Annotated in this window: 18 protein-coding genes and 1 pseudogene; 13 read left to right on the top strand and 6 right to left on the bottom strand. The window is 60.5% G+C overall.

Translation table 11 applies throughout. The features are described 5' to 3' along the window. Positions 1-38 precede the first annotated feature (38 nt). The 7 genes and pseudogenes from glpD (at position 39) to ACMGE0_RS25615 (ending at position 7,552) form a co-directional block, all read left to right on the top strand. The gene (gene glpD / locus ACMGE0_RS25645; protein WP_436818723.1) at positions 39-1,556 is read left to right on the top strand and encodes a glycerol-3-phosphate dehydrogenase; all 1,518 of its coding nucleotides are present in this window, start codon (positions 39-41) and stop codon (positions 1,554-1,556) included. Between the two features lie 39 nt (positions 1,557-1,595). Beyond that, the gene (locus tag ACMGE0_RS25640; protein WP_436818722.1) at positions 1,596-2,669 is read left to right on the top strand and encodes an ABC transporter ATP-binding protein; all 1,074 of its coding nucleotides are present in this window, start codon (positions 1,596-1,598) and stop codon (positions 2,667-2,669) included. 13 nt (positions 2,670-2,682) lie between these two features. After that, entirely contained in the window at positions 2,683-3,753 is a 1,071-nt protein-coding gene (locus ACMGE0_RS25635) for an ABC transporter ATP-binding protein (protein ID WP_436818721.1), read from the top strand. 3 nt (positions 3,754-3,756) lie between these two features. Continuing rightward, on the top strand, positions 3,757-4,623 hold the full coding sequence (locus ACMGE0_RS25630) for a carbohydrate ABC transporter permease (protein ID WP_436818720.1): 867 nt from the start codon (positions 3,757-3,759) through the stop codon (positions 4,621-4,623). 12 nt (positions 4,624-4,635) lie between these two features. After that, positions 4,636-5,462 (top strand): annotated as a pseudogene (locus ACMGE0_RS25625) (carbohydrate ABC transporter permease). Between the two features lie 13 nt (positions 5,463-5,475). Further along, positions 5,476-5,757, top strand: a complete 282-nt coding sequence (locus tag ACMGE0_RS25620; RefSeq protein WP_436818719.1) for a DUF2160 domain-containing protein — start codon at positions 5,476-5,478, stop codon at positions 5,755-5,757. A gap of 70 nt (positions 5,758-5,827) precedes the next feature. Continuing rightward, complete coding sequence (locus ACMGE0_RS25615) at positions 5,828-7,552, top strand: ABC transporter substrate-binding protein (protein WP_436818718.1); 1,725 nt, start codon at positions 5,828-5,830, stop codon at positions 7,550-7,552. 139 nt (positions 7,553-7,691) lie between these two features. Here ACMGE0_RS25615 and fba read toward each other — a convergent pair whose 3' ends face one another. From fba to ACMGE0_RS25590, 5 genes are all read right to left on the bottom strand, one after another. Next, positions 7,692-8,729 (bottom strand): class II fructose-bisphosphate aldolase, encoded by a 1,038-nt coding sequence (fba, locus tag ACMGE0_RS25610; protein WP_436818717.1) that lies wholly within the window; start codon positions 8,727-8,729, stop codon positions 7,692-7,694. Positions 8,730-8,810: 81 nt separating this feature from the next. Beyond that, complete coding sequence (gene otnC / locus ACMGE0_RS25605; protein ID WP_436818716.1) at positions 8,811-9,449, bottom strand: 3-oxo-tetronate 4-phosphate decarboxylase; 639 nt, start codon at positions 9,447-9,449, stop codon at positions 8,811-8,813. Continuing rightward, the gene (otnK, locus tag ACMGE0_RS25600) at positions 9,446-10,723 is read right to left on the bottom strand and encodes a 3-oxo-tetronate kinase (protein ID WP_436818715.1); all 1,278 of its coding nucleotides are present in this window, start codon (positions 10,721-10,723) and stop codon (positions 9,446-9,448) included. Before otnK ends, otnC begins: the two co-directional genes overlap by 4 nt. Before the next feature lie 3 nt (positions 10,724-10,726). Continuing rightward, the gene (locus ACMGE0_RS25595; protein WP_436818714.1) at positions 10,727-11,395 is read right to left on the bottom strand and encodes an aspartate/glutamate racemase family protein; all 669 of its coding nucleotides are present in this window, start codon (positions 11,393-11,395) and stop codon (positions 10,727-10,729) included. A 15-nt stretch (positions 11,396-11,410) separates the two neighbouring features. After that, the gene (locus ACMGE0_RS25590) at positions 11,411-12,115 is read right to left on the bottom strand and encodes a molybdate ABC transporter substrate-binding protein (RefSeq protein WP_436818713.1); all 705 of its coding nucleotides are present in this window, start codon (positions 12,113-12,115) and stop codon (positions 11,411-11,413) included. Between the two features lie 331 nt (positions 12,116-12,446). Here ACMGE0_RS25590 and ACMGE0_RS25585 point away from each other — a divergent pair, with 331 nt between their 5' ends. From ACMGE0_RS25585 to ACMGE0_RS25565, 5 genes are all read left to right on the top strand, one after another. After that, complete coding sequence (locus tag ACMGE0_RS25585; protein WP_436818712.1) at positions 12,447-13,304, top strand: IclR family transcriptional regulator; 858 nt, start codon at positions 12,447-12,449, stop codon at positions 13,302-13,304. Between the two features lie 609 nt (positions 13,305-13,913). Next, the gene (locus tag ACMGE0_RS25580; RefSeq protein WP_436818711.1) at positions 13,914-15,023 is read left to right on the top strand and encodes a zinc-dependent alcohol dehydrogenase; all 1,110 of its coding nucleotides are present in this window, start codon (positions 13,914-13,916) and stop codon (positions 15,021-15,023) included. Between the two features lie 152 nt (positions 15,024-15,175). Continuing rightward, the gene (gene dctA, locus ACMGE0_RS25575; protein WP_436818710.1) at positions 15,176-16,537 is read left to right on the top strand and encodes a C4-dicarboxylate transporter DctA; all 1,362 of its coding nucleotides are present in this window, start codon (positions 15,176-15,178) and stop codon (positions 16,535-16,537) included. Positions 16,538-16,696: 159 nt separating this feature from the next. Further along, entirely contained in the window at positions 16,697-17,905 is a 1,209-nt protein-coding gene (locus tag ACMGE0_RS25570) for a M24 family metallopeptidase (protein WP_436818709.1), read from the top strand. Positions 17,906-17,909: 4 nt separating this feature from the next. After that, positions 17,910-18,686 (top strand): hydroxypyruvate isomerase family protein, encoded by a 777-nt coding sequence (locus ACMGE0_RS25565; RefSeq protein ID WP_436818708.1) that lies wholly within the window; start codon positions 17,910-17,912, stop codon positions 18,684-18,686. A gap of 70 nt (positions 18,687-18,756) precedes the next feature. Here the strand turns inward: ACMGE0_RS25565 and ACMGE0_RS25560 are convergent, their stop codons facing one another. Further along, a complete protein-coding gene (locus tag ACMGE0_RS25560) occupies positions 18,757-19,671 on the bottom strand; it encodes a hydrogen peroxide-inducible genes activator (RefSeq protein ID WP_436818707.1) in 915 nt (304 codons plus the stop codon). A gap of 201 nt (positions 19,672-19,872) precedes the next feature. Here ACMGE0_RS25560 and katG point away from each other — a divergent pair, with 201 nt between their 5' ends. Next, positions 19,873-22,056, top strand: coding sequence for a catalase/peroxidase HPI (gene katG / locus ACMGE0_RS25555; protein WP_436818706.1), 2,184 nt, complete (start codon positions 19,873-19,875; stop codon positions 22,054-22,056). The last annotated feature ends 525 nt before the right edge of the window (positions 22,057-22,581 follow it).

Below are 22,581 nucleotides of genomic sequence, written 5' to 3'. Positions count from 1 at the left end.
TATGCCTTGCGAACGAGTCGCATGGTTCGGAGGGGGCCTTGGGCCGTGAGGTTCACGATATATTTGTCATCGGCGGCGGCATCAACGGCTGCGGCATAGCGCGCGACGCCGCCGGGCGGGGCTATTCTGTCGCGCTTGCCGAAATGAACGATTTTGCCTCCGGCACCTCTTCGGGCGCCACCAAGCTCATCCATGGCGGTCTGCGCTATCTGGAGCATTACGAGTTCCGCCTCGTCCGCGAGTCCTTGATGGAGCGTGAGGTTCTCTGGACCATGGCGCCGCACATCATCTGGCCGCTGCGTTTCGTGCTGCCCTATCACAAGGGCGGCATCCGGCCGGCCTGGATGATCCGGCTCGGCCTCTTTCTTTATGATCATCTCGGCGGGCGTAGGCTTCTGCCGCCGACTGCGGTGCTTGACCTGCGTTCCGACCCGGCCGGAAAGCCGCTGAAATTGCTCTTCGTCAAGGCTTTCGAATATTCCGACGGCTGGGTGGACGACGCGCGCATGGTCGTGCTGAACGCCCGCGATGCAGCCGATCGCGGCGCCCTCGTCATGCCGCGCACCGAGGTTGTTTCAGCCCGGCTCGACAACGGGCTCTGGATGATCGAGACGAAGAACGGGATCACCGGCGAAAGCGGGACGCATCTCGCCCGCATGCTGGTGAACGCCGCCGGTCCGTGGGTCGATCAGGTCATTCGCTCCGCCTTCGGCCAGAACGAGGCACGCCATGTGCGGCTGGTGCAGGGCAGCCATATCGTCGTGCGGAAGAAATTCGAAGGCCCGCGCGCCTATTTTTTCCAGAACCCCGATAACCGCATCATCTTTGCGATCCCTTATGAAGAGGACTTCACGCTGATCGGCACGACGGATCGCGACTTCGAGGCCGATCCCAAGGATGTTCACATTTCCGAGGAAGAGACCATCTACCTCTGCAATGCCGCGAGCGAATATTTCAAGGAACCGGTGCGGCGGGAGGATATCGTCTGGACCTATTCGGCGATCCGTCCGCTCTTCGACGACGGCGCCTCCAAGGCGCAGGAAGCGACCCGCGACTATGTGCTGAAGCTCGATCAGGACAACGGCGCGCCGCTGCTCAACGTCTTCGGCGGCAAGCTCACCACCTATCGGCGCCTTGCGGAGCACGCTCTTGAGAAGATCGGCGCGGCGATCGGCGAAAAGGGCAAGCCCTGGACCGGCGCCAGCCACCTGCCGGGCGGTGATTTTCCGCCTCAGGGTTACGAGACGGAGGTCAGCAAGCTAAAGGCTGGCTATCCGTTTCTCGAGGACCGCCATGCTCGCCGGCTGGTGCGCCGCTACGGAACCCGCTCGAAGATGATCCTTGGCAATGCCGTCAAAACAGAGGATCTTGGCATCCGTTTCGGCGGCGATCTTTACGAGGCCGAGGTTCGCTACCTCATCAATCACGAATGGGCGATGAGCGCCGACGACGTCCTTTGGAGGAGGACGAAGGACGGTCTTCGCCTGAATGAAGAGGAAAGAGGGTTTTTGAAGGAGTACATGGCCGCCATACCGGCTCGCATGATGGCCGGTTGAACGGCATGTGTTCCCGCTGTGAGGAGGCAGGGGAACGGAATGCTGGAATTGCGCAAAGCCGCGAAGATGGTGGCGGGTGAATATCACATTCACCCGACCGACCTTACGCTCGCCCGGGGCTCGCTGAACGTCCTGTTGGGGCCGACGCTTGCGGGCAAGACCTCGCTGATGCGGCTGATGGCCGGTCTCGATCGCCCGACCAGCGGTTCGGTCCATTTCGACGGACAGGACGTCACCGGTCTTGCCGTGCAGAAACGCAATGTCGCGATGGTCTACCAACAGTTCATCAATTATCCCTCGCTCACCGTTTATGAAAATATCGCCTCGCCGTTGCGGATTTCCGGCAAGGATGCCGCAACCGTCGATCGGGAGGTGCGAAAGGCGGCCGAGCTTCTCAGACTGACGCCATATCTCGATCGCACGCCGCTAAACCTGTCCGGCGGCCAGCAGCAGCGCACAGCACTTGCCCGCGCGCTCGTCAAGAATGCCAGCCTCGTCTTGATGGACGAGCCGCTCGCCAATCTCGACTACAAGCTGCGCGAGGAACTGCGTGAGGAATTGCCGAAGATTTTTGCCCAATCCGGTGCGATCTTCGTTTATGCGACGACCGAACCGTCGGAGGCGCTTCTGCTCGGCGGCAACACGGCGACGCTGTCGGAAGGGCGCATCACGCAGTTCGGTCCGACCGTTTCCGTCTATCGCAGACCGGCAGATCTTGTCACCGCAAGGACCTTCGCCGATCCGCCCTTGAATTTCATCGAGGTGGTCAAGTCGGGCGACGCGTTCCAGCATCGCGATACGGGAGGCCTGCCCGTGCCGCCCCATCTGCGCGCAATCGAGAACGGGCCGGTCACGGTCGCCTTCCACCCGCATCATCTCGGCTTTTCGCAACAGACGCCGGATGCCGCCAGGCTCAGTGCAAGGGTACAGATTTCCGAGATCACCGGGTCGGAAAGCTTCGTGCATCTCGAATATGACGGCGTCAAATGGGTCATGCTGGCCTCCGGCATTCACGATATCGATCCGGATACCGGCATCGACGTCTTTCTCGACACGCGGCATCTGATGGCCTTCGGCAGTGACGGTCGGGCGATTGCCGCCGCGGCGGCCTGAGGGAGGAGAAAGCATGGCGCGCATCACTCTCGACCATATCCGCCACGCCTATGGCGCCAATCCGGTTTCCGAAAGCGACTACGCGCTGCGCGAAGTCGATCATGAATGGAACGACGGCGGCGCATATGCGCTGCTTGGCCCTTCCGGCTGCGGCAAGACCACGCTTTTGAACATCATCTCGGGTCTGTTACAGCCCTCGCACGGCCGCATTCTGTTCGACGGCCGGGATGTCACCGAGCTTTCCACCCAGGCCCGCAATATCGCGCAGGTTTTCCAGTTCCCGGTCATCTACGACACGATGACCGTTTACGATAATCTCGCCTTTCCGCTCAGAAACCGACACGTTCCCGAAGCCGAAGTGGATCGGCGCGTCCGGGAGATGCTGGAGATCATCGATCTTTCCGGCTGGGCGAAGCGCAAGGCGCAGCGCCTGACGGCCGACCAGAAGCAGAAGATCTCGCTCGGCCGCGGCCTGGTGCGCAATGACGTCAATGCCATCCTGTTCGACGAGCCGCTGACCGTCATCGACCCGCATATGAAATGGGTGTTGCGATCGCAGCTGAAGCGGCTGCACAAGCAGTTCGGCTTCACCATGGTCTACGTCACCCACGACCAGACGGAGGCGCTGACTTTCGCCGACAAGGTGGTCGTCATGTATGAGGGCCAGATCGTCCAGATCGGCACGCCGGCGGAATTGTTCGAAAAGCCGCGGCACACCTTCGTCGGCTATTTCATCGGTTCCCCCGGCATGAATGTCATGCCCGCACGGGTGAGCGGCAACCGAGCCTCGATCGGCGGCGAAAGCGTCGCGCTTGCCAAGGCGCCGAAGGTCGGTAGCGATGAACGGATCGAGCTTGGCATCCGCCCGGAATTCATCCGTTTCGCCCGCGAAGGGCTTAAGGTCAGGATCAACCGGATCGAGGATATCGGCCGCCGCAAGATCGTGCGCGCCGATTTCGAGGGCCAACCCATTTCGATCGTCACTTCCGAGGACACGGAGATTCCGGCCGAACCGCGCATTGTCTTCGATCCGGCCCGCATCAACGTCTATGCCAATTCCTGGCGTGTTGAAGAGGGAGCCTGAACGATGGAAAAAACCTGGAACAACAAGGCCTGGTTCCTCGTCCTGCCCGTCCTGCTCCTCGTTGCCTTTTCGGCAGTCGTCCCACTCATGACGGTGGTGAATTATTCGGTGCAGGACACGTTCGGCAATAACCAGTTCTTCTGGGCCGGCACCGACTGGTTCGACGACATCCTCCATTCCAACCGCTTTTGGGAGGCGTTGCAACGCAATCTGCTGTTTTCCCTCATCATCCTGGCGCTGGAAATCCCGCTCGGCATTTTCATCGCGCTTAACATGCCGAGGAAGGGCATCGGCGTTTCGGTCTGCCTCGTATTGATGGCTCTGCCGCTGCTCATTCCCTGGAACGTCGTCGGCACCATCTGGCAGGTCTTCGGCCGCGTCGACATCGGCCTTCTCGGCCGGACGCTGGCGATCCTGGGCATCGATTACAACTATGTCCGTGATCCGATCGATGCCTGGATCACCGTGATCGTCATGGATGTATGGCACTGGACCAGCCTTGTCGTGCTGCTCTGCTATGCGGGGCTCGTCTCCATCCCCGACGCCTATTACCAGGCTGCGAAGATCGACGGCGCCTCGCGGTTTTCGGTCTTCCGCTATATCCAGCTGCCGAAGATGAAGCGCGTGCTTCTGATTGCCGTGCTCCTGCGCTTCATGGACAGTTTCATGATCTACACCGAGCCGTTCGTGGTGACGGGCGGCGGGCCGGGCAATTCGACCACTTTCCTGTCGATCGACCTCGTCAAGATGGCCGTCGGTCAGTTCGACCTCGGGCCGGCAGCCGCCATGTCGATCGTCTACTTCCTGATCATCCTGCTTCTCTCATGGGTTTTCTACACCGTGATGACGAGCACAGATGCAGAAAACTGAGGAGGAGACGCCGTGGCGGAACTTAAGAAATTCAAGTCGGCCGGACGCTTTTCCTGGCTCGTCTCGACGATCTACATCATCTTCCTGCTGTTGCCGATCTATTGGCTCGTCAACATGAGCTTCAAGGAGAATGCCGAGATCACCGGCACCTTCTCCCTCTGGCCGCAGAACCCGACGCTCAGGAACTACGGCGTGATCTTCAACGATCCGTCCTGGTATTCCGGCTATATCAACTCGATCATCTATGTGGTGATGAACACGGTGATCTCGGTGGCGGCGGCGCTGCCGGCGGCTTATGCCTTTTCGCGCTACCGGTTCCTTGGCGACAAGCACCTGTTCTTCTGGCTGTTGACCAACCGCATGGCGCCGCCGGCCGTCTTCGCGCTGCCCTTCTTTCAGCTTTATTCCGCCTTCGGACTGATCGACACCCATATCGCGGTGGCGCTGGCCCACTGCCTGTTCAACGTTCCGCTCGCCGTCTGGATCCTTGAGGGCTTCATGTCCGGCGTGCCGAAGGAGATCGACGAGACCGCCTATATCGACGGCTATTCCTTCCCGCGTTTCTTCGTCAAGATCTTCATGCCGCTGATCGCCTCCGGCATCGGCGTCGCCGCCTTCTTCTGCTTCATGTTTCCTGGGTGGAGCTGCTTCTGGCGCGCACGCTGACGACGACGGCCGCAAAGCCGATTTCCGCCATCATGACGCGCACGGTCTCGGCGGCCGGCATGGACTGGGGCGTTCTGGCGGCGGCCGGGGTGCTCACCATCGTGCCCGGCGCGCTCGTCATCTATTTTGTCCGCAATTATATCGCCAAGGGCTTTGCCCTGGGCCGCGTCTGAGGAGGAGACGGACATGAACTTTTCCTGGATGGCCTGGACGCTTCCAACGGCACTGTTCTTCTTGACGATCCTTCTGCTGCTCATCGGCATGAGCATATGGGAGTATTTCGCGCCGGGCGGCGGCCCGCGTGTCGGCCTGCTGCGCTTTAAGACCACCCGCGGCGACCGGCTCTTCATCTCGCTGCTCGGCGCGGCATTCATTCATCTCGCATGGTTGGGCCTTGTCGGGCCGAACCTGTGGTGGGCCCTTGCCCTCAGCATCCTCTACGCGGTCATCGTGTTCAGGACGGTCTGAGGCAGGTGAACATGCCGCGCTAAGGAGCGGCGCTATTCTGTGAATGCAATCGCAACCTTGGGAGGATGATATGCGACGGCATCTAATGACAACGACGGCAGCCATGCTGCTGGCTATGACAGGCATCGCCTTTGCCGGGATGGAGGAGGCAAACCGGTTCCTGGATGCGGAGATCGGCGACATGTCGACGTTGAGCCGAGCCGACCAGGAAAAGGAAATGCAATGGTTCATCGATGCGGCCAAGCCCTTCGCGGGTCTCGATATCAAGGTCGTCTCGGAAACCATCACCACCCATGAATACGAGTCGAAGGTGCTTGCCCCGGCGTTCACTGCGATCACCGGCATCAAGATCACTCACGACCTGATCGGCGAAGGCGACGTGGTCGAGAAGCTGCAGACGCAAATGCAATCGGGCGAGAACGTCTATGACGCCTATGTCAACGACAGCGACCTGATCGGCACCCATTGGCGTTACCAGCAGGCTCGTTCGCTGACCGACTGGATGGCGAACGAAGGCAAGGATGTCACCAATCCGGGCCTCGATCTTCAGGACTTTATCGGCCTGAAGTTCACGACTGCGCCGGACGGCGATCTCTATCAACTGCCCGACCAGCAATTCGCGAACCTCTATTGGTTCCGCTACGACTGGTTCAATGACGAGAAGAACAAGGCCGACTTCAAGGCGAAATATGGTTACGACCTCGGCGTCCCCGTCAACTGGTCCGCTTATGAAGACATCGCCGAGTTCTTCACTGGCCGCGACGTGGGCGGCAAGAAGGTCTATGGCCATATGGACTACGGCAAGAAGGACCCCTCGCTGGGGTGGCGGTTCACCGACGCCTGGCTCTCCATGGCGGGCAATGGCGACAAGGGGCTGCCGAACGGCCTTCCCGTCGACGAGTGGGGCATCAAGGTTGATGAAAATTCCCGTCCGGTGGGCTCCTGCGTCGCGCGCGGCGGCGACACCAACGGGCCGGCGGCGGTCTACTCGATCCAGAAGTATCTGGACTGGATGAAGGCCTACGCGCCGGCAGCCGCGCAGGGCATGACCTTCTCCGAATCCGGGCCTGTTCCGGCGCAAGGCGAGATTGCCCAGCAGATGTTCATGTACACGGCCTTTACCGCGGACATGGTCAAGGACGGGCTGCCGGTCGTGAACGAGGACGGCACGCCGAAATGGCGCTTCGCTCCCTCGCCGCACGGCGTCTATTGGAAGGAGGGCATGAAACTCGGCTACCAGGACGTCGGCTCCTGGACGATCCTGAAGTCCACTCCGGACGATCGCGCCAAGGCAGCTTGGCTTTACGCCCAGTTCGTCACTTCCAAGACGGTCGACGTGAAGAAGAGCCATGTCGGCCTTACGCTCATCCGCGAAAGCACGATCCGTCACCAGAGCTTCACCGACCGGGCGCCGAAGCTCGGCGGTCTGATCGAGTTCTACCGCTCGCCGGCGCGGGTCCAATGGTCGCCGACCGGCACCAACGTCCCGGACTACCCGAAGCTGGCGCAGCTTTGGTGGCAGGCGATCGGTGACGCGGCATCTGGCGCCAAGACGCCGCAGGAGGCCATGGATTCCCTTTGCGAGGAGCAGGAAAAGGTGCTTCAGCGCCTCGAACGCGCCGGCGTTCAGGGTGACATCGGCCCGAAGCTCGCCGAGGAGCATGACCTCGAATACTGGAACAAGGATGCCGTCGCCAAGGGTAACCTTGCACCGCAGTTGAAGATCGAGAACGAGAAGGAAAAGCCGATCACGATCAATTACGACGAGCTCGTCAAGAGCTGGCAGTCGAACTGAGAGCGGTCGGGGTCCTCTTCGTCGTCGCTCCTTGCCGCCGGCTGCTGCCGGCGGCATTTCCCTTTTCTGCCGCCTGGGTTCGGGATCTGAGATCCCGTGTGGGAGCAAGCCCGCAATGCCCATGGCCGGCGAGGATGGATCAGCCGTAGAATTTTGACATTGATTCCAAGGACTTCACCTTGATACCCGATCCGTGACCGGCCGCCCCGAAGCGCTCGAAGCGTTCGGTGCAGAGCGCCTCCATCCGGCTCATGCCCGATTTCAGCATGCCGCGGATATCGAACGAGCTCGGATTTGCCCGGAGATATTCGCGCGCCGAGCCTGTCAGCGCCATCCGCAGATCCGTGTCGATATTGATCTTCCGCACGCCCATGCGGATGCTGTTTTCCACTTCCTCGAGCGGCACGCCGTAGGTCTGTGGAATATGCCCGCCATTGGCATTGATAAGGCCCTGCAGTTCCTCCGGCACGGTCGAGGCGCCATGCATCACCAGATGCGTATAGGGCAACCGCGCGTGAATGGCGGCGATGACGTCCATGGCAAGGATGTCGCCGGTCGGCCTGCGGGAGAACTTGTAGGCGCCGTGGGATGTGCCGATCGCGACAGCGAGGGCATCGACATTGGTGGCTGCCACGAAATCGGCCGCCTGTTGCGGATCCGTGAGAAGCGCCTCGCGCTCCAGGGTTCCGACGACCCCATGACCGTCTTCCTGCTCGCCGCCGCCGGTTTCCAACGAACCGAGCACGCCGATCTCGCCTTCGACGGAAACCCCGCGGGCATGCGCGAAGGCGACGGTTCTCGCGGTCACATCCACATTGTATTGGTAGCTTGCCGGTGTTTTTCCATCCGCTTCCAGCGATCCGTCCATCATCACGCTGGTGAACCCGAGTTCGATCGCGCTGGCGCAAACTTCGGGGCTGGAACCGTGGTCCTGGTGGAAGCAGATCGGTATTTGTGGAAAACGCTGCTGAGCAGCCTTCACCATGCCGCTCAGCAGCATGTCGTCGGCATATTTCCTCGCACTTTGGCTCGCCTGGACGATCACCGGGCTATCGGTCCGCTCCGCAGCCTTGAGAACGGCGAGCAGCGTTTCGAGATTGGTGACGTTGAAGGCCGGTATGCCGTAATTATTTTCTGCCGCGTGATCCAGGATCTGACGCAGGGTTGCGAGTGCCATGACATTACTCCTCCGAATGGTCGCAAGCGCCGCTCACGCAAAGTGCATGCGACGATTGCTGGATTGGTTCGAGACTGTTCTTCAGGTAGGGAATGCGCGGTTGATCTCGGCTATTTCCTCTGCGCGCAGCGGCGACGTCTTCCGGTCGCCGAGAAGGAAATAGAGCTTCGCCGTCTCCTCCAGTTCCTCATAGGCATAGACGGCTTCCTCGATGGACGAGCCGGAGACGATCGGTCCGTGATTGGCAAGCAGCATGGAACGATTGTTTCGAGAGACCTTGCGTACTTCCTCCGCAAGGGCGCGATCACCCGGGCGGAAGTAGCGCACAAGTGGCAGCTTTCCCACGCGCATCACATGATAGGCGGTCAGGGGCGGCAGAACGTCCTCCGTCTGTTCATGGCAGAGGCAGGAGACGGCGACCGAATAGGTCGAATGAAGATGGACGATCGCGCGCGCAGCGGGGCGTTCTTCGTAGACGGCGAGATGGAAGAAATACTCCTTGGAGGGACGGTCTCCGCTGATCAGCTCTCCACCCGGCGTCAACTTCGAAATTCTCTCCGCTTCAAGGAAGCCGAGACTGGAATTGGTCGGCGTGATCAGGATCGATCCGTCCTCCAACCGGACGGACAAATTGCCGGCACTGCCATGAGCAAGCTGCCGGGCATAGAGCAATGCGCCCATGCGGACGAGTTTCTGTCGCGTTTCGGTTTCGTCGTTCATCGGCCGGTTCCTCCCGCCAATACGGCAAGCGCGTCCTCGAAGAAGGCGGGGCCGCCGAAATTACCCGATTTCAAAGCGAGCGCGATATCCCGCCGCCGGCTTACGAGCACGGGAACGCCGGCGCTGATTTCGGGGCCGATGATGAGATCGCCAAGGTCGAGAGCCTGGGCGACGGCTCCCGACGTCTCGCCCCCGGCGACCACGAGGCGGCGCACGCCGCCGTCAACCAGTCTCTGCGCCGTCCGGGCAAACAGTTCGTCGAGTCTCTCGGAGACGGCTTCGCGTCCATAACGTTGCTGCGCTTCCGCCACCTGTTCCGGGGGCCCAGAGGAGTAAACCAGCGGCGCCTTGCCGTGATTGGCCGTGATGAAAGCGACGAGATCGTCCGAAGTCGTCCGGTGTTCGATCACGTCATGGACCGAAATCTGCAGCACCGGATGGTGACGGGCATGCACCTCGATCTGCCCGCGAGTGGCCCCTGAACAGCTCCCTGCCAGAATTGCCTCTGGGCCCTGTTTGCCCCGAAACACCTCGCTGCGTCCGGACGCAAGGCCTCTTTCGATGAAATTCGCAGGAAGCCCGAGAGCGATCCCCGATCCGCCGGTAAGCAGCGGCGCATCTGCACAGGCCCGGCCGATCGTGACCAGATCCTCGTCCCCGACCGCATCCACGATGACCAGTGTCTCGCCTCTGGCGGCGCTTGCCTGGAGGGCGGAGCGAACGGCATTCGCTCCCTTGCTGAGGGTGGCGGTGGAAATCAGACCGACTTCCGCGGTCGTCTGGAGCCGGAGCCAGCGCCGGATATTCGCATCCGTCATCGGCGTCAGCGGGTGGTTCTGCATGCCGGATTCATTGAGCAGCCGGTCGTTCACGAACAGATGGCCCTGATAGATCGTCCGCCCCATCGCAGGGAAGGCCGGGCATGCCACGACGCCCTTCACACCCAATGCTTTGGCAAGCGCTTCGCCCACGGGTCCGATATTGCCTTGCGGGGTCGAATCGAAAGTCGAGCAATATTTGAACACGAATTGACGGCATCCCTGTGCCTTGAGCCAGGACAGTGCCGCAAGCGATTGCCCGACGGCTTCCCTTGCGGGTATGGACCTGGATTTGAGGGACACGACCCCCGCCTCGATTTCCGGGGCCGCGTCATGGTTCGGCACGCCCATGAACTGCGAGGTCAGAAGCCCACCCTGCCCATCATGACCCTTGGCCAGCGTGTTGGCGATGTCGCTCGCCCCGGTAAAGTCGTCTGCAATAACGCCAAGCAGCATGGCCTACTCCATCACCAAGAATTTCATCCGGCGGACAGCGGCCTCCGGAGCCGTGAAGACCGGCCTGCCGACCACGCGGCGCACCTCTTCCGCCGCGCGTGACGTGGAAAAGTGAGCGAGCATGATAGCATCGTGATTTGCAAAGCGGGGCGCCATTTCTGCGACAAGCCTGTTGTGCGAAGCTGCATCCCCCTTGCGCAGGAGATCAATGGCGTCCGGAACGACAATCGTCTCCAGTACGCTGGCAGCATCGGCTTCGGCGGTGAACTGACGGAACTCGTCCTCCATTGTGGGCACCGCCGGTGCGAAGGTCGCAAGCATGCCGATGCGCTCTCCCGCCGTGATCGCCTCCCGGAACATCGCCTCGTTCGGCCGCAGGATCGGCAGCGGCAGCTCCTTGATCATGCGGTCGATCGCCGGACCGAATGCGGAACAGGTAATCAGAATGCCGTCGGCGCCGATGCGTCGGGCATAACGCCCGAAATCGACGAAACGTTCGATCAGTTCCTCCGACATTTCAGCACCTTCCCTGGCGCGGTCGATCGTCAGTCCGTCGTCGAGCAGGTTCACAGCTTCGGCTTCCGGCCAAAGTCGTGCCATGGCCGATCCGATCGGGTCCATTGCGACGGGTGTGGCATGGAAGAGAACGATGCGGGGAGGGTTCCTGGACATGAAAAAGCTCCGAATTCACGCTGCCGCAAGCAGGCGAGCCTTGAGACCCGAGCGCTCATAGGCCTTCATCGCAGCCGCGTCAGTCAAGTGGTCGATGAAAGCAACTGCCAGCTTCGGGTTCTTTGCGCCGGAAAAAACCGCCGCGGAAAAATTGGTGGATTTCTGAAAGGGAGCAGGAAACGGCCCGATGACATCCACTCCGTCGACCGACATGAGTTCGCTGATCTGCTGGACGGCAAGCTCGGCCTCGTCTGAGACGACCTTTTCCGCGGTAAAGCCCGCATCTATGGTGACGGCGCGCTTCTTGACCACTTCAGCAATGCCAAGCTGGTCGAGCACTTCCTGAAAATGAAGGCCGCTTGCGCCTGTCAGAGAATAGGCGACGGAGCGAGCCGACAGGAGAGCCGCCTTGAAGCGCTCGGGAGTAGAGATGTCAGGCCTCGACGAGCCCGCCTTTGCAGCCAGCCCGAAACTTGCGCGTGCGATCGGCCGGACTGTATCGCGCAGCAAAATTCCTTCACCAGCCAGGCTCATGATCGGTGAATCGATCGCAATGAGGATGTCGGCCCGCTCGCCATTGCGAACGCGCTCTATCAGGACGCCCGTCGGATTCCAGTCCACCTCGACCAAATTGCCTGCCTCCTCCCAGGCGGGAAGAATGGCCTGCTTGAGCGCCAATTCGACGGCAAGCGTACTCATGACCTTCAGTTTTCCTGACATGACATCCTCCACGGCTCGCTTCCGGAGCGGCAGCGGCCGCTGTTCTGCCAGCTTTCCGCTATATTTCCGTTCCGCGGATTACATGAGGCGCGCCGCTGAAGGTCAACGACCCAGAGCGGAATTTCACAAAATGAAAAACGGAAGGCTCATCGGTCACAGCAATTCGACAGTGAGTTGACGCCATGCTGGCCGCAAACCCTTGATGAGGTTTGGAACGTCTGGGAATTCGCTCTCTGCAGCGAATTTCACCCTATGAAAATAGACGGTATGCCGGATTGACGATTATCAAGGTCGATCCTAGCCTCCATTGTGGAGGAACTGGAGGAGTAAGATGGAGGCTGCAGACCAGCGTGCTTGGCGAAACAGCGAGTTTCGTCAAACCCAATATGCGATGGCGACGAATAGCGTCGACAAGAACAACGGCAAGAGCATCCAATCCGTCGACCGGGCGCTGTCGATCCTTGAAGCCCTCTCTTTGAGCAACTCGCCCCTGATGCTCAACGAGATCGCCAAGCTCGTCGGCATAAATCTGTCGACGTGCCATCATCTTGTAAAGACGCTGGTGAAGAGGGGTTACGTCGTCTATGCGGGCCGCAGCGGCGGTTATTCGCTGAGTTCGCGTCTCGAGGCGGTCGCGCAACGTTCGGTGCGAGATTACAATCTTGTCGAGTTCGTCCGGCCGAAACTTCAGGAGCTCAATATCGACCTGCGCGAAGCCGTTCAGATGGCGGTGCTGAGGGGATCGGCGCTCGTGACGCACCTCCGTCTTCCCTCGCATATCGCACCGCAGCTCGATCTTCGGGAATATGCAAAGCTGCACACCGTGCATGCGGTAGCGCCCGGCAAGGCGATCCTCGCCTGGCTGCCGGAGGCGGAACTTGCGCGGGTCGTTGCCGACAATGGGCTCGCAGCCTTCACCGACAAAACCATCACGTCGCTCGGTGCCTTGATCGAAGAACTGCGGCTGGTGCGCCGTTCCGGCTTTGCAATGGACGACGGCGAGTTTCGTCCCGACCTGGTGGGCTACGGGGCCGTCGTCCGTGACATGTCGGGCGCGGTTGTCTGCTCCGTCGGCGCAACGATCCCGAGAAAGCGGGCGAGTGACGCCTACAGGAGCCATGTCGCGCGGGCCGTCGTCGATTGCGCACGTGAGCTTTCCGGCCGGATGCCGGCCGGATGCTTTGTATAGTGTCGCAGGGAGAATTGCCTATCTCATCTTATTCGAGAAGGCTGTCATCCGCATCCCGGTGCCCGCGGTCGCGCTTCGCTGGCCTATTTCGATGATGACCGGCAGCGTGGTTCTGCCAGCCTCGCCCGAGGGGCAGCGAAACCTCTTCGGTCTTCACACCTCCGCCACCTCGACGTGGAGGATGTCTCCACCATCAGCGGCCAGCCGTCTTAAGCAGACGAATATTCCCGTGCATTCGCGGCGATGCCCGCCTCGGAGGCATCTGAGCGGCTGCTGACGGGTGTTATCCGGCCCATGGCCGCAAGGGGTCGTCTTCGCCTCCGTCGCGTAGGAGCGTCGATTTTCACATTGGGAAAGAAACGTCTGTTTCGTTGACCCTCCCACATGGTCGGCCGATAGTTCAAAGAATTCTTGGGTCGAGGTTAGGTATATTCCCGCGGCCTCTGAATATGAAATTCGATAACGCGCCAGAGTATATGGTCTTTCCGGAAAAATAATCCGGATGAGAAGTATAGCGGTCGGATCGAACTCGGTTTCAATGGAGGAGAATCAAGTATGCCGCAGCCAGCCAATGTCAAGACACATCGGGATTATCCGATTCCTGACAGAATGAAAGCTTGGGTGCTCGGCGATCCCGGCCAACTTTCGCTCGTGGAAAAGGCCGTTCCGACGCCGAAGAGGGCGGAGGTGCTTGTCCGGATCGATGCCGTCGCGATCTGCGCGACCGATCTTGAGATCATCGCCCACGGACCGCCGGCACAGATCGAGGGCGGGTTGCCGTTCAACAAGAACTTCACGCCTGGCCACGAATACATGGGGACCGTGGTGGCGCTTGGTCCGGGTGTCGACGAGTTCAGGATCGGCGAGCGGGTGACCGTCGAAATCCACGCCGGTTGCGGGCAGTGCAAGCGTTGCCGCCAGGGAATGTATACGTCCTGCCACAACTACGGCAAGAACTATGGCGATGTCGACAAGGGGCACCGTGCGAACGGTTTCACCACCGACGGCGGCTTTTGCGAGTATCAGGTGAACAACGTCAACACGCTCGTCCATGTTGCTGACTCCATGAGCGACGAGGAGGCAACGCTCGTCGTCACCGCCGGGACATCGATGTACGGGCTGACGGAGCTCGGCGGCCTGATTGCCGGCGATTCCGTCGTTGTCAGTGGCCCAGGACCGATCGGGCTGCTCGGCGTGGCGGTTGCCAAGGCTCTCGGCGCACAGCCGGTGATCCTGACCGGCACGCGGGACAACCGGCTCGAGATGGGGAAGCGGCTCGGCGCCGATCACGTGATCAACGTCCGCAAGGAAGACGCAGTGGAGACGGTTCGACACCTGACCGACGGCAAGGGCGTCGATTTCGTGGTGGAATGCTCCGGAGCCCCCAATGCCGTCAACGAAGCCGCCCAGATGCTGAACCGTGGAGGCAAGATATGCCTTGCGGCGTTCCCGAGCGAGGAGGTCCCGATCGACGTCGCCTATCTCGTCCGCAACAACATCTATCTCTATGGCATTCGGGGTGAAGGCAAGTCGGCGACCCACAGGGCCGAGGCCTTCATGCGCCAGAAGCGTTTCGATGCGGCCATCATTCACACCCACACATTCGATATGGAGGATCTCCCGGAGGCGCTCCGATATGCCAAGGATCGCGTCGAGGATGCGATCAAAGTGGTCGTGAAGAACAGGAAGACTGCGGCGCTGGCACAGGCCGCCGAATAGGAAAATGCCAGGCTCGCCCCGCGGCGGCGCGCCTGGCATGCTTCGTGGCGAAGGGCGGCCTTTCGGGTCGTCGTCCCACCGGAGCGAGGGTTGGAGGGAGTTGAGCTGCGGGCTTCGTTGAAATTCAGGCTATCGCTTGCCGGGAGGAAATAATGGCGCGAGAAGTTCTTTCAACACATTCGGATTCCAAGCAAACCAACATCGTCTGGCACTGGCTTGGCAAGCTTTACGTGCAGGTCATCATCGGTGTTCTCATCGGCACTGCGCTCGGGTTCTTCGAGCCGCAACTCGCCGTTGCCTTCAAGCCGCTCGGAGACGTGTTCATCCGCGCGATCAAGGCAGTCGTCACGCCGATCATCTTCATGACTATCGTGGTCGGTATCGCGACCATCGGAGACATGCGCAAGATCGCCAGCATCGGCCTCAAGGCGCTCATCTACTTCGAAGTCGCTTCGACCATCGCTCTCCTGATCGGCATGCTCGTCGGCAACCTCTGGCCCGTCGGAAAAGGCGTCAATGCCGATCCGGCAACGCTCGATGCCGGCGCGGTTGCGACCTATGTCCAGAAGGCGCATGACGTCACGCTCGTCGAATTCTTCATCAACATCATCCCGCAGACCTTTGTTTCGCCTTTTGTCAGCGGCGAAATCCTGCCGGTCCTCTTCATCGCGGTGCTCTTCGGCCTCGCGCTTTGCAAGCTTGGCGAGAGGGCGAAGCCGTTGATCGGCACGCTCGAAACGATATCCTACGCCCTCTTCGGGATGGTGAACATCATCATGCGCTTCGCGCCGCTCGGCGCAGCCGGTGCCATGGCGTTCACGATCGGAAAATACGGCATCGGGACATTGCTGAACCTGGGGCAGCTCGTGCTTGCCGTCTATATCGTCAGCATCCTATTCGTCGTCTTCGTTCTCGGGGCATTCCTGCGCCTGGCAGGCTTCAGCCTCTGGAAGGTGCTTTCCTACTTCAAGGACGAGATCCTCGTGGTCTTCGCGGCGACCTCCGCCGAAACGATGATCCCGCGCAGCATGGCGAAGCTGGAACATCTCGGCGTCAAGAAGGAGGTCGTCGGGCTTGTCATGCCGACCGGCTTCTCGTTCAACATGGACGGCACTGCGATCTACATGACCATGGCCGTATTGTTCATAGCGCATGCCACGAACACGGAGCTGACGCTCTGGCATCAGCTCACCATCCTTCTCATCATGCTGTTCACCTCGAAGGGTGCGGCCGGCGTGACGGGGGGAGGCTTTATCGCCCTTGCAGCCACCATGCCCGCGATCGGCGTGCTGCCCGTAGCCGGTCTTGCTCTCCTCATCGGGGTCGATCGCTTCATGGCGGAAATCCGTGCCGCGACGAACCTGACCAGCAACATCATCGCCACCCTGGTTGTCGGCCGCTGGGTGGGCGCCGTGGACAACGAGAGAGCGCAGGCCATTCTCGAAAGCGGCGAAATGCCGGGTGAAGCAAGGCCGAGCGAGCCCGTCCCGCTCGGCGCTGCCGGCACATACTAGAAGGCCCCGGCGCATCTGCTTCCCGGAGCGTCGGTCAACGCTCGGGAGGCGGGCGACCGAAGAATTCCCTTGTCATGCGCGACGCATCCGCGTCCGGCTCCATAACGGGGCAAGAGGAAGGGCTGTTGACATGCAAGTCAATGAGAAAGGACAGCTATTATGAGTTTCGCATATTCCGAAGGAAACCCCGTCGAGGATACTTCCAGGCTGCACAAGCCTCCCTTCGATACCGATCGCCTCGATGGCCTGATGGAGGAGGCGAAGCTGGATGTCCTCCTTGTGACCTCGAAGCACAGCATCCAGTACCTCTTGGGCGGATATCGCTTCTTCTTTTACGATTATATGGATGCGCACGGGCTCAGCCGATATCTTCCCTTCTTCATCTACGTGAAGGGCCGCCCGTTCGATTCCGGCTATGTGGGCGCGCCGATGGAGCGCTACGAAAAGCAGCTCGGCAGTTTCTGGGTCTCCAACCTCAACCTGAAGAACTACGTGAGCACCGGGTATGCAGGCGCCGCAGCCGAACTTCTCAAGAGTGTGAAAGGTGACAAGGGACGCGTCGGTATCGAGGTCGGCTTCATGCCGATCGACGCCTACCGCGTTCTTGAAGCACAGCTTCCCGACGCGGAGCTAATCGATGCCACCTACACGCTGGAGATCCTGCGCGCGCTCAAGACGCCGGCGGAGCTGAAGATCCTTCGCGAGGCGTCGGAAAAGGTCGTCGATTCGATGCTGGCGGTGATATCGAAGCACGGGCCAGGCACCAGCAAGCTCGCCCTCTTCGACGCGCTGCGCCAGGAGGAAACGGCGCGCGGCTTGAAGTTCGAATATGCGCTCACCAATGTCGGTACGGCCTTCAACCGCGCCCCTTACGATAAGATCTGGGAGGACGGAGAGACGCTGGCGCTCGATTCCGGCGGCAATTACAAGGGCTATATCGGCGACGTCTGCCGCATGGCCTATACCCGGGAACCGGACCAGGAACTGATCGATCTGCTGGGCCAGGTCGAAACGGTCCAGCAGGCGGCCCGCAAGAACCTGAGGCCCGGCACCCGGGGCGGCGACCTCTTCGAGGATGCCAATGACGCATTGGCCACATGCTCGGTCAGCAACAAGATGTTCTTTTCCGCGCACGGCATGGGGATCGTCAGCCACGAGGCGCCCTGGCTGATGAGCACGGCCGTTCCCAATTACCCCGCCCATCATCGCGACCAGCCTCTTCAGGAGGGCATGGTGATCTCCATCGAAACGGAACTTCACCACACCGAACGTGGCTTCATCAAGCTCGAGGACACCGTCGCCATTACGACGAACGGGTGCGAGGGCTTCGGCGACCATGGTCGGGGCTGGAATATAGCAGGCCGCTAAAAGGATGTCCGGCTTCAAGTATAGCGCCCATGTGGGGTATCTGTTCACCGACAAACCTTTGAGCGAACGGATAAAGGCGGCCGCCCATCATGGTTTCGGCGCGGTGGAGCATCCTGCGCCTTACAGTGTCGAGGCGCAGGAGATGGCGCAATGGCTGAAGGAGGCGGGGATAGTCTACACGCAGTTCGGACTGCATGCGGGGGACGCCCAACGCGGTGAAAAGGGCATCGCGATCTTTCCGGAAAGGCGCGAGGAGTTTCGTCGGAGCGTAGGGGTGGGGCTCGACTATGCCGAAGCGATCGGCGTTTCCATGGTGCATGTCATGGCAGGCGTGCTGCCTTCGGCGCGTCGCAGCCGGCACCATTGGGATTGCTACCTCGAGAATCTCGCCTATGCCGCAAGGGAAGCCGAAAGCCGAGGCGTCATGATCCTCATCGAGGCTATGAGCGCCGGCGCCGTGCCGAACTATTTCATCGAGACCGCCGATCAGGCGGCCGATGCCGCTGCAAGCACGGGATATGCCAACGTCAAGTTATTATTCGACGTTTTCCATACCGTAAGCACGGGGCTTGACGTTCACGAACAGATTAGAAAGCACGCCAGCCAGATCTTGCATGTCCATATCGCCGACTATCCCGGCCGTCACGAGCCGGGATCCGAAACGCTTGATTTCGACGCGATCCGCGAAACGCTCACCGGTGCCGGGTATCGCGGATGGTTGGGTTGCGAATATATCCCGGCCGGCCAGACGGAAGAGGGCCTTGGCTGGTTGAAGGTGTAACGCGCTTGATGCGCGGTTCGGTTGCGCATGTTGATATCGAGGCGCCGAAATCAACCATGCTTCTGGCCCGTCATCGGACGGCATGCTGTTTGCGCATGGTGTCGGCTGACTGGCGAACCACCTCGGAAATCTGCAGGAGCTGTTTGACCAAAGGCGTCGAATTGCGCCAAATCACTCCGATTGTACGCGAGGGCTGGGGCGTCTGGAATCGAGAGATCGAAACTTGCGCCGAGCGCGTTTCCACCGGCACCGCCATTTCCGGGATCAAGGTGATGCCGATGCCGGCGCTGACCATCTGGACCAAGGTGGACAGAGAGCTGCCCTCCATGACTTCCCGAGGCCGCATCGATCCTATTCGGCAGAACGACAGCGCTTGGTCGCGGAAACAATGCCCTTCCTCCAGAAGAAGCAAACGCATTTCGCGCAGAGCCTCGCGTTCAGGTACGGGTTTGCCCTCGTCCTCGCGCCGTCTGACGAGCACGAACTCCTCCTCGAATAGCGTGAGTTCGGTCAAGGAGGGCTCCGATACGGGCAAGGCAACTATCGCCAGATCCAATTCCCCTTGCGCCAGTTCCTGGACCAGCTTTGCGGTTTGCGTCTCACGCACCTGTATATCAATACCCTCGAACGTCCTGTTCAGATCGTTTATGATGGTGGGCAACAGATAGGGCGCGATCGTTGGAATGACACCGATGCGCAGGCGCCTCAGAAACGGATCTCGCGAGGCGCGAGCCAAGTCTCCCAGTTCGTCGACGGCGCGCAGGATGTTACGGACCCGGGACGCGAACAACTGGCCGAAGGCGGTCAGTCTCACGTCTCGAGTGCTTCGCTCGAAGAGATTGCCGCCCAGCTGTTCTTCCAGTTCCTTGATCTGCATGGACAAGGCCGGTTGCGATATTGCACAGGCATCGGCGGCGCGTCGGAAGCGGCCGTCACGCGCCAGAGCTTCAAAATAACGTAGCTGTTTCAGCGTAAGATTTTTCATAATCCCAGCTTATCGCAGCGATCAGTAAATCCAACTTAAATTTATGAAGCGCTTCCGATATGAAGATTGTGAAGGGAGGATGCGCCTGAGGCCGGACGATCTCGATCGATGGTGCTACGCTCAACTGGCGCAACTGAACCGGGGTTCGGTAGCAACGCTTCCTTTGGACGGCAGATAGTAAAGCAATCAAGGAGAAAAGTCATGGATGCGAAATCTAGCGAAAGCGCCGGCAAGTGTCCCGTCGCGCATACGCCCCGCGGCAGAGCCAACCGCGACTGGTGGCCCAACCAGCTGAACGTCCAGATCCTTCATCAGAATTCCGGTCTCGCCGATCCGATAGGTAAGGCGTTCAATTATGCCGAGGAGTTCAAGAAGCTCGATCTCGATGCCGTTAAGAAAGATCTTCATGCCCTGATGACCGATTCGCAGGATTGGTGGCCGGCCGATTTCGGTCACTATGGCGGCTTGTTCATCCGCATGGCCTGGCACAGCGCCGGCACGTATCGCATCACGGACGGCCGCGGCGGTGCGGGCGCCGGCCAGCAGCGTTTTGCGCCTCTCAACAGCTGGCCGGACAATGCCAACCTCGACAAGGCCCGCCGTCTGCTGTGGCCGATCAAGCAGAAATACGGCAACAAGATCTCCTGGGCCGACCTGATGATCCTGACGGGCAACGTTGCTTTGGAATCGATGGGCTTCAAGACTTTCGGTTTCGCCGGCGGCCGCGCCGATGTTTGGGAGCCGGAAGAACTCTTCTGGGGACCGGAAGGCACGTGGCTGGGCGACGAACGCTACAGCGGTGAACGCCAGTTGGCCGAGCCGCTCGGCGCCGTGCAGATGGGCCTCATCTACGTCAATCCGGAAGGTCCGAACGGCAACCCCGATCCCGTCGCCGCCGCGCGCGACATTCGCGAAACCTTCGCCCGCATGGCGATGAATGACGAAGAGACCGTGGCGCTGATCGCCGGCGGTCATACGTTCGGCAAGACCCATGGTGCCGGCGATCCGTCGTTCATCGGCGCCGAGCCGGAAGGCGGCGCGATCGAGGATCAGGGTCTCGGCTGGAAGAGCACGTTCGGTACCGGGGTCGGCAAGGACGCCATCACCGGCGGTCCGGAAGTGATCTGGTCGCAGACGCCGACGAAGTGGAGCAACTACTTCTTCGAGAACCTGTTCAACTTCGAGTGGGAGCTGACCAAGAGCCCGGCCGGTGCCCATCAGTGGCAGGCGAAGAACACCGAAGCGTCCATTCCGGACCCGTTCGATCCGTTGAAGAAGCGTGTTCCGACGATGCTGACCACCGACCTGTCGCTGCGCTTCGACCCTATCTACGAGAAGATCTCGCGCCGCTTCCTCGAAAATCCGGATCAGTTCGCCGATGCCTTCGCCCGGGCATGGTTCAAGCTGACCCATCGCGACATGGGGCCGAAGGTTCGCTATCTCGGTCCGGAAGTCCCGGCCGAAGATCTGATCTGGCAGGATGTCATCCCGGCCGTCGATCATCCGCTTATCGACGACAAGGACATCGCCGACCTGAAGGCCAAGGTTCTTGCAACCGGTCTTTCGGTACAGGAACTGGTCTCGACCGCCTGGGCTTCGGCCTCGACCTTCCGCGGTTCCGACAAGCGCGGCGGCGCCAACGGTGCGCGCATCCGGCTTACCCCGCAGAAGGACTGGGAAGCCAACCAGCCGGCGCAGCTTGCCAGGGTTCTTGGCGTTCTCGACGGCATCCGGCAGAACTTCAACGCCGCCCAGACGGGCGGCAAGAAGATCTCCCTGGCCGACCTGATCGTTCTCGCGGGCGCCGCCGGCGTCGAGAAGGCGGCAAAGGCCGCCGGCCACGACGTCACCGTGCCGTTCACGCCGGGTCGCATGGATGCCTCGGAGGCCCAGACCGACGCCGCTTCCTTCGCTCCGCTCGAACCTCGCGCCGATGGTTTCCGTAACTATGTCAATAGCGGCAAGATGCAGTTCATGCAGGCCGAAGAGGCTCTTGTGGACCGCGCCCAGCTGCTGACGCTGACTGGACCGGAAATGACCGTGCTCGTCGGCGGCCTGCGCGTGCTGAAGGCGGGGCAGCCGGAGCACGGCGTCTTCACCGATCGCCCCGAGACGTTGACGAACGACTTCTTCGTCAACCTACTCGACATGGGCACGCAGTGGGCTCCCCTTGCCGGCAAGGACGGCGTCTACGAAGGACGCGACCGCAGGACGAACGAACTCAAGTGGACCGGCACCCGCGTCGATCTGATCTTCGGCTCGCACTCGCAGCTTCGGGCCATCGCGGAAGTCTATGCCCAGTCCGACGCCAAGGAGAAGTTCGTCAAGGACTTCGTTGCTGCTTGGAACAAGGTCATGAACGCCGATCGTTTTGACCTTAAGTAATTGACAAATCTTGCTTGGGCGTCGCTCTTCTAGTGACGCCCAAGCATCCGCAGCGGCCGAACTCGTACGGTCGAGATTCGATACTGGCACGCATTGCCGCCGCGACAAGCGCTGAGAATTCCCCACGATCCTGGAAAAGAAAGGAGGCACCCGCTGACTCGGAGACCGCCTGTATGATCTTGCGCGAAAGGCAGAAGAGGCTGCGTCTCAAAGCTTTAATATTCCAGCATGATCCGTAATATTGACAGAAGATGTATACACATTTATGGCTTTACAGAACGGCATGGAGGAGGAAGAAGGAGGCCGGCAGCTTTTCGATCGGGTTTCCCATTCCTTTTTTACGAAATAACTTTTCGCCGTTGCGTGCTTTTGGTGAAATTCGGCCAACGCATGGCAATGGTTCAAAAAATCGGAAGCAGAAGTGGCGATGTATACACAAGTTCGTGAAGCAGAGCTGAAAACCCTCGATTATCATTTGGTAAACGGCGGCCGTCGTCTCCTCGGTTAAGCACAGGTAGAAATAGT

It is taken from the genome of Neorhizobium descurainiae (assembly GCF_051400715.1).
Classification (GTDB): Bacteria; Pseudomonadota; Alphaproteobacteria; order Rhizobiales; family Rhizobiaceae; genus Neorhizobium.
This window is presented reverse-complemented; position numbering and strand designations above follow the sequence as displayed.

Excerpts from the sequence above, each read along its gene's own strand:
- ACMGE0_RS25640 (WP_436818722.1), top strand. The coding sequence starts at position 1,596 with ATGCTGGAATTGCGCAAAGCCGCGAAGATGGTGGCGGGTGAATATCAC.
- ACMGE0_RS25635 (WP_436818721.1), top strand. The coding sequence starts at position 2,683 with ATGGCGCGCATCACTCTCGACCATATCCGCCACGCCTATGGCGCCAAT.
- ACMGE0_RS25630 (WP_436818720.1), top strand. The coding sequence starts at position 3,757 with ATGGAAAAAACCTGGAACAACAAGGCCTGGTTCCTCGTCCTGCCCGTC.
- ACMGE0_RS25620 (WP_436818719.1), top strand. The coding sequence starts at position 5,476 with ATGAACTTTTCCTGGATGGCCTGGACGCTTCCAACGGCACTGTTCTTC.
- ACMGE0_RS25615 (WP_436818718.1), top strand. The coding sequence starts at position 5,828 with ATGCGACGGCATCTAATGACAACGACGGCAGCCATGCTGCTGGCTATG.
- fba (WP_436818717.1), bottom strand. The coding sequence starts at position 8,729 with ATGGCACTCGCAACCCTGCGTCAGATCCTGGATCACGCGGCAGAAAAT.
- otnC (WP_436818716.1), bottom strand. The coding sequence starts at position 9,449 with ATGAACGACGAAACCGAAACGCGACAGAAACTCGTCCGCATGGGCGCA.
- otnK (WP_436818715.1), bottom strand. The coding sequence starts at position 10,723 with ATGCTGCTTGGCGTTATTGCAGACGACTTTACCGGGGCGAGCGACATC.
- ACMGE0_RS25595 (WP_436818714.1), bottom strand. The coding sequence starts at position 11,395 with ATGTCCAGGAACCCTCCCCGCATCGTTCTCTTCCATGCCACACCCGTC.
- ACMGE0_RS25590 (WP_436818713.1), bottom strand. The coding sequence starts at position 12,115 with ATGTCAGGAAAACTGAAGGTCATGAGTACGCTTGCCGTCGAATTGGCG.
- ACMGE0_RS25585 (WP_436818712.1), top strand. The coding sequence starts at position 12,447 with ATGGAGGCTGCAGACCAGCGTGCTTGGCGAAACAGCGAGTTTCGTCAA.
- ACMGE0_RS25580 (WP_436818711.1), top strand. The coding sequence starts at position 13,914 with ATGAAAGCTTGGGTGCTCGGCGATCCCGGCCAACTTTCGCTCGTGGAA.
- dctA (WP_436818710.1), top strand. The coding sequence starts at position 15,176 with ATGGCGCGAGAAGTTCTTTCAACACATTCGGATTCCAAGCAAACCAAC.
- ACMGE0_RS25570 (WP_436818709.1), top strand. The coding sequence starts at position 16,697 with ATGAGTTTCGCATATTCCGAAGGAAACCCCGTCGAGGATACTTCCAGG.
- ACMGE0_RS25565 (WP_436818708.1), top strand. The coding sequence starts at position 17,910 with ATGTCCGGCTTCAAGTATAGCGCCCATGTGGGGTATCTGTTCACCGAC.
- ACMGE0_RS25560 (WP_436818707.1), bottom strand. The coding sequence starts at position 19,671 with ATGAAAAATCTTACGCTGAAACAGCTACGTTATTTTGAAGCTCTGGCG.
- katG (WP_436818706.1), top strand. The coding sequence starts at position 19,873 with ATGGATGCGAAATCTAGCGAAAGCGCCGGCAAGTGTCCCGTCGCGCAT.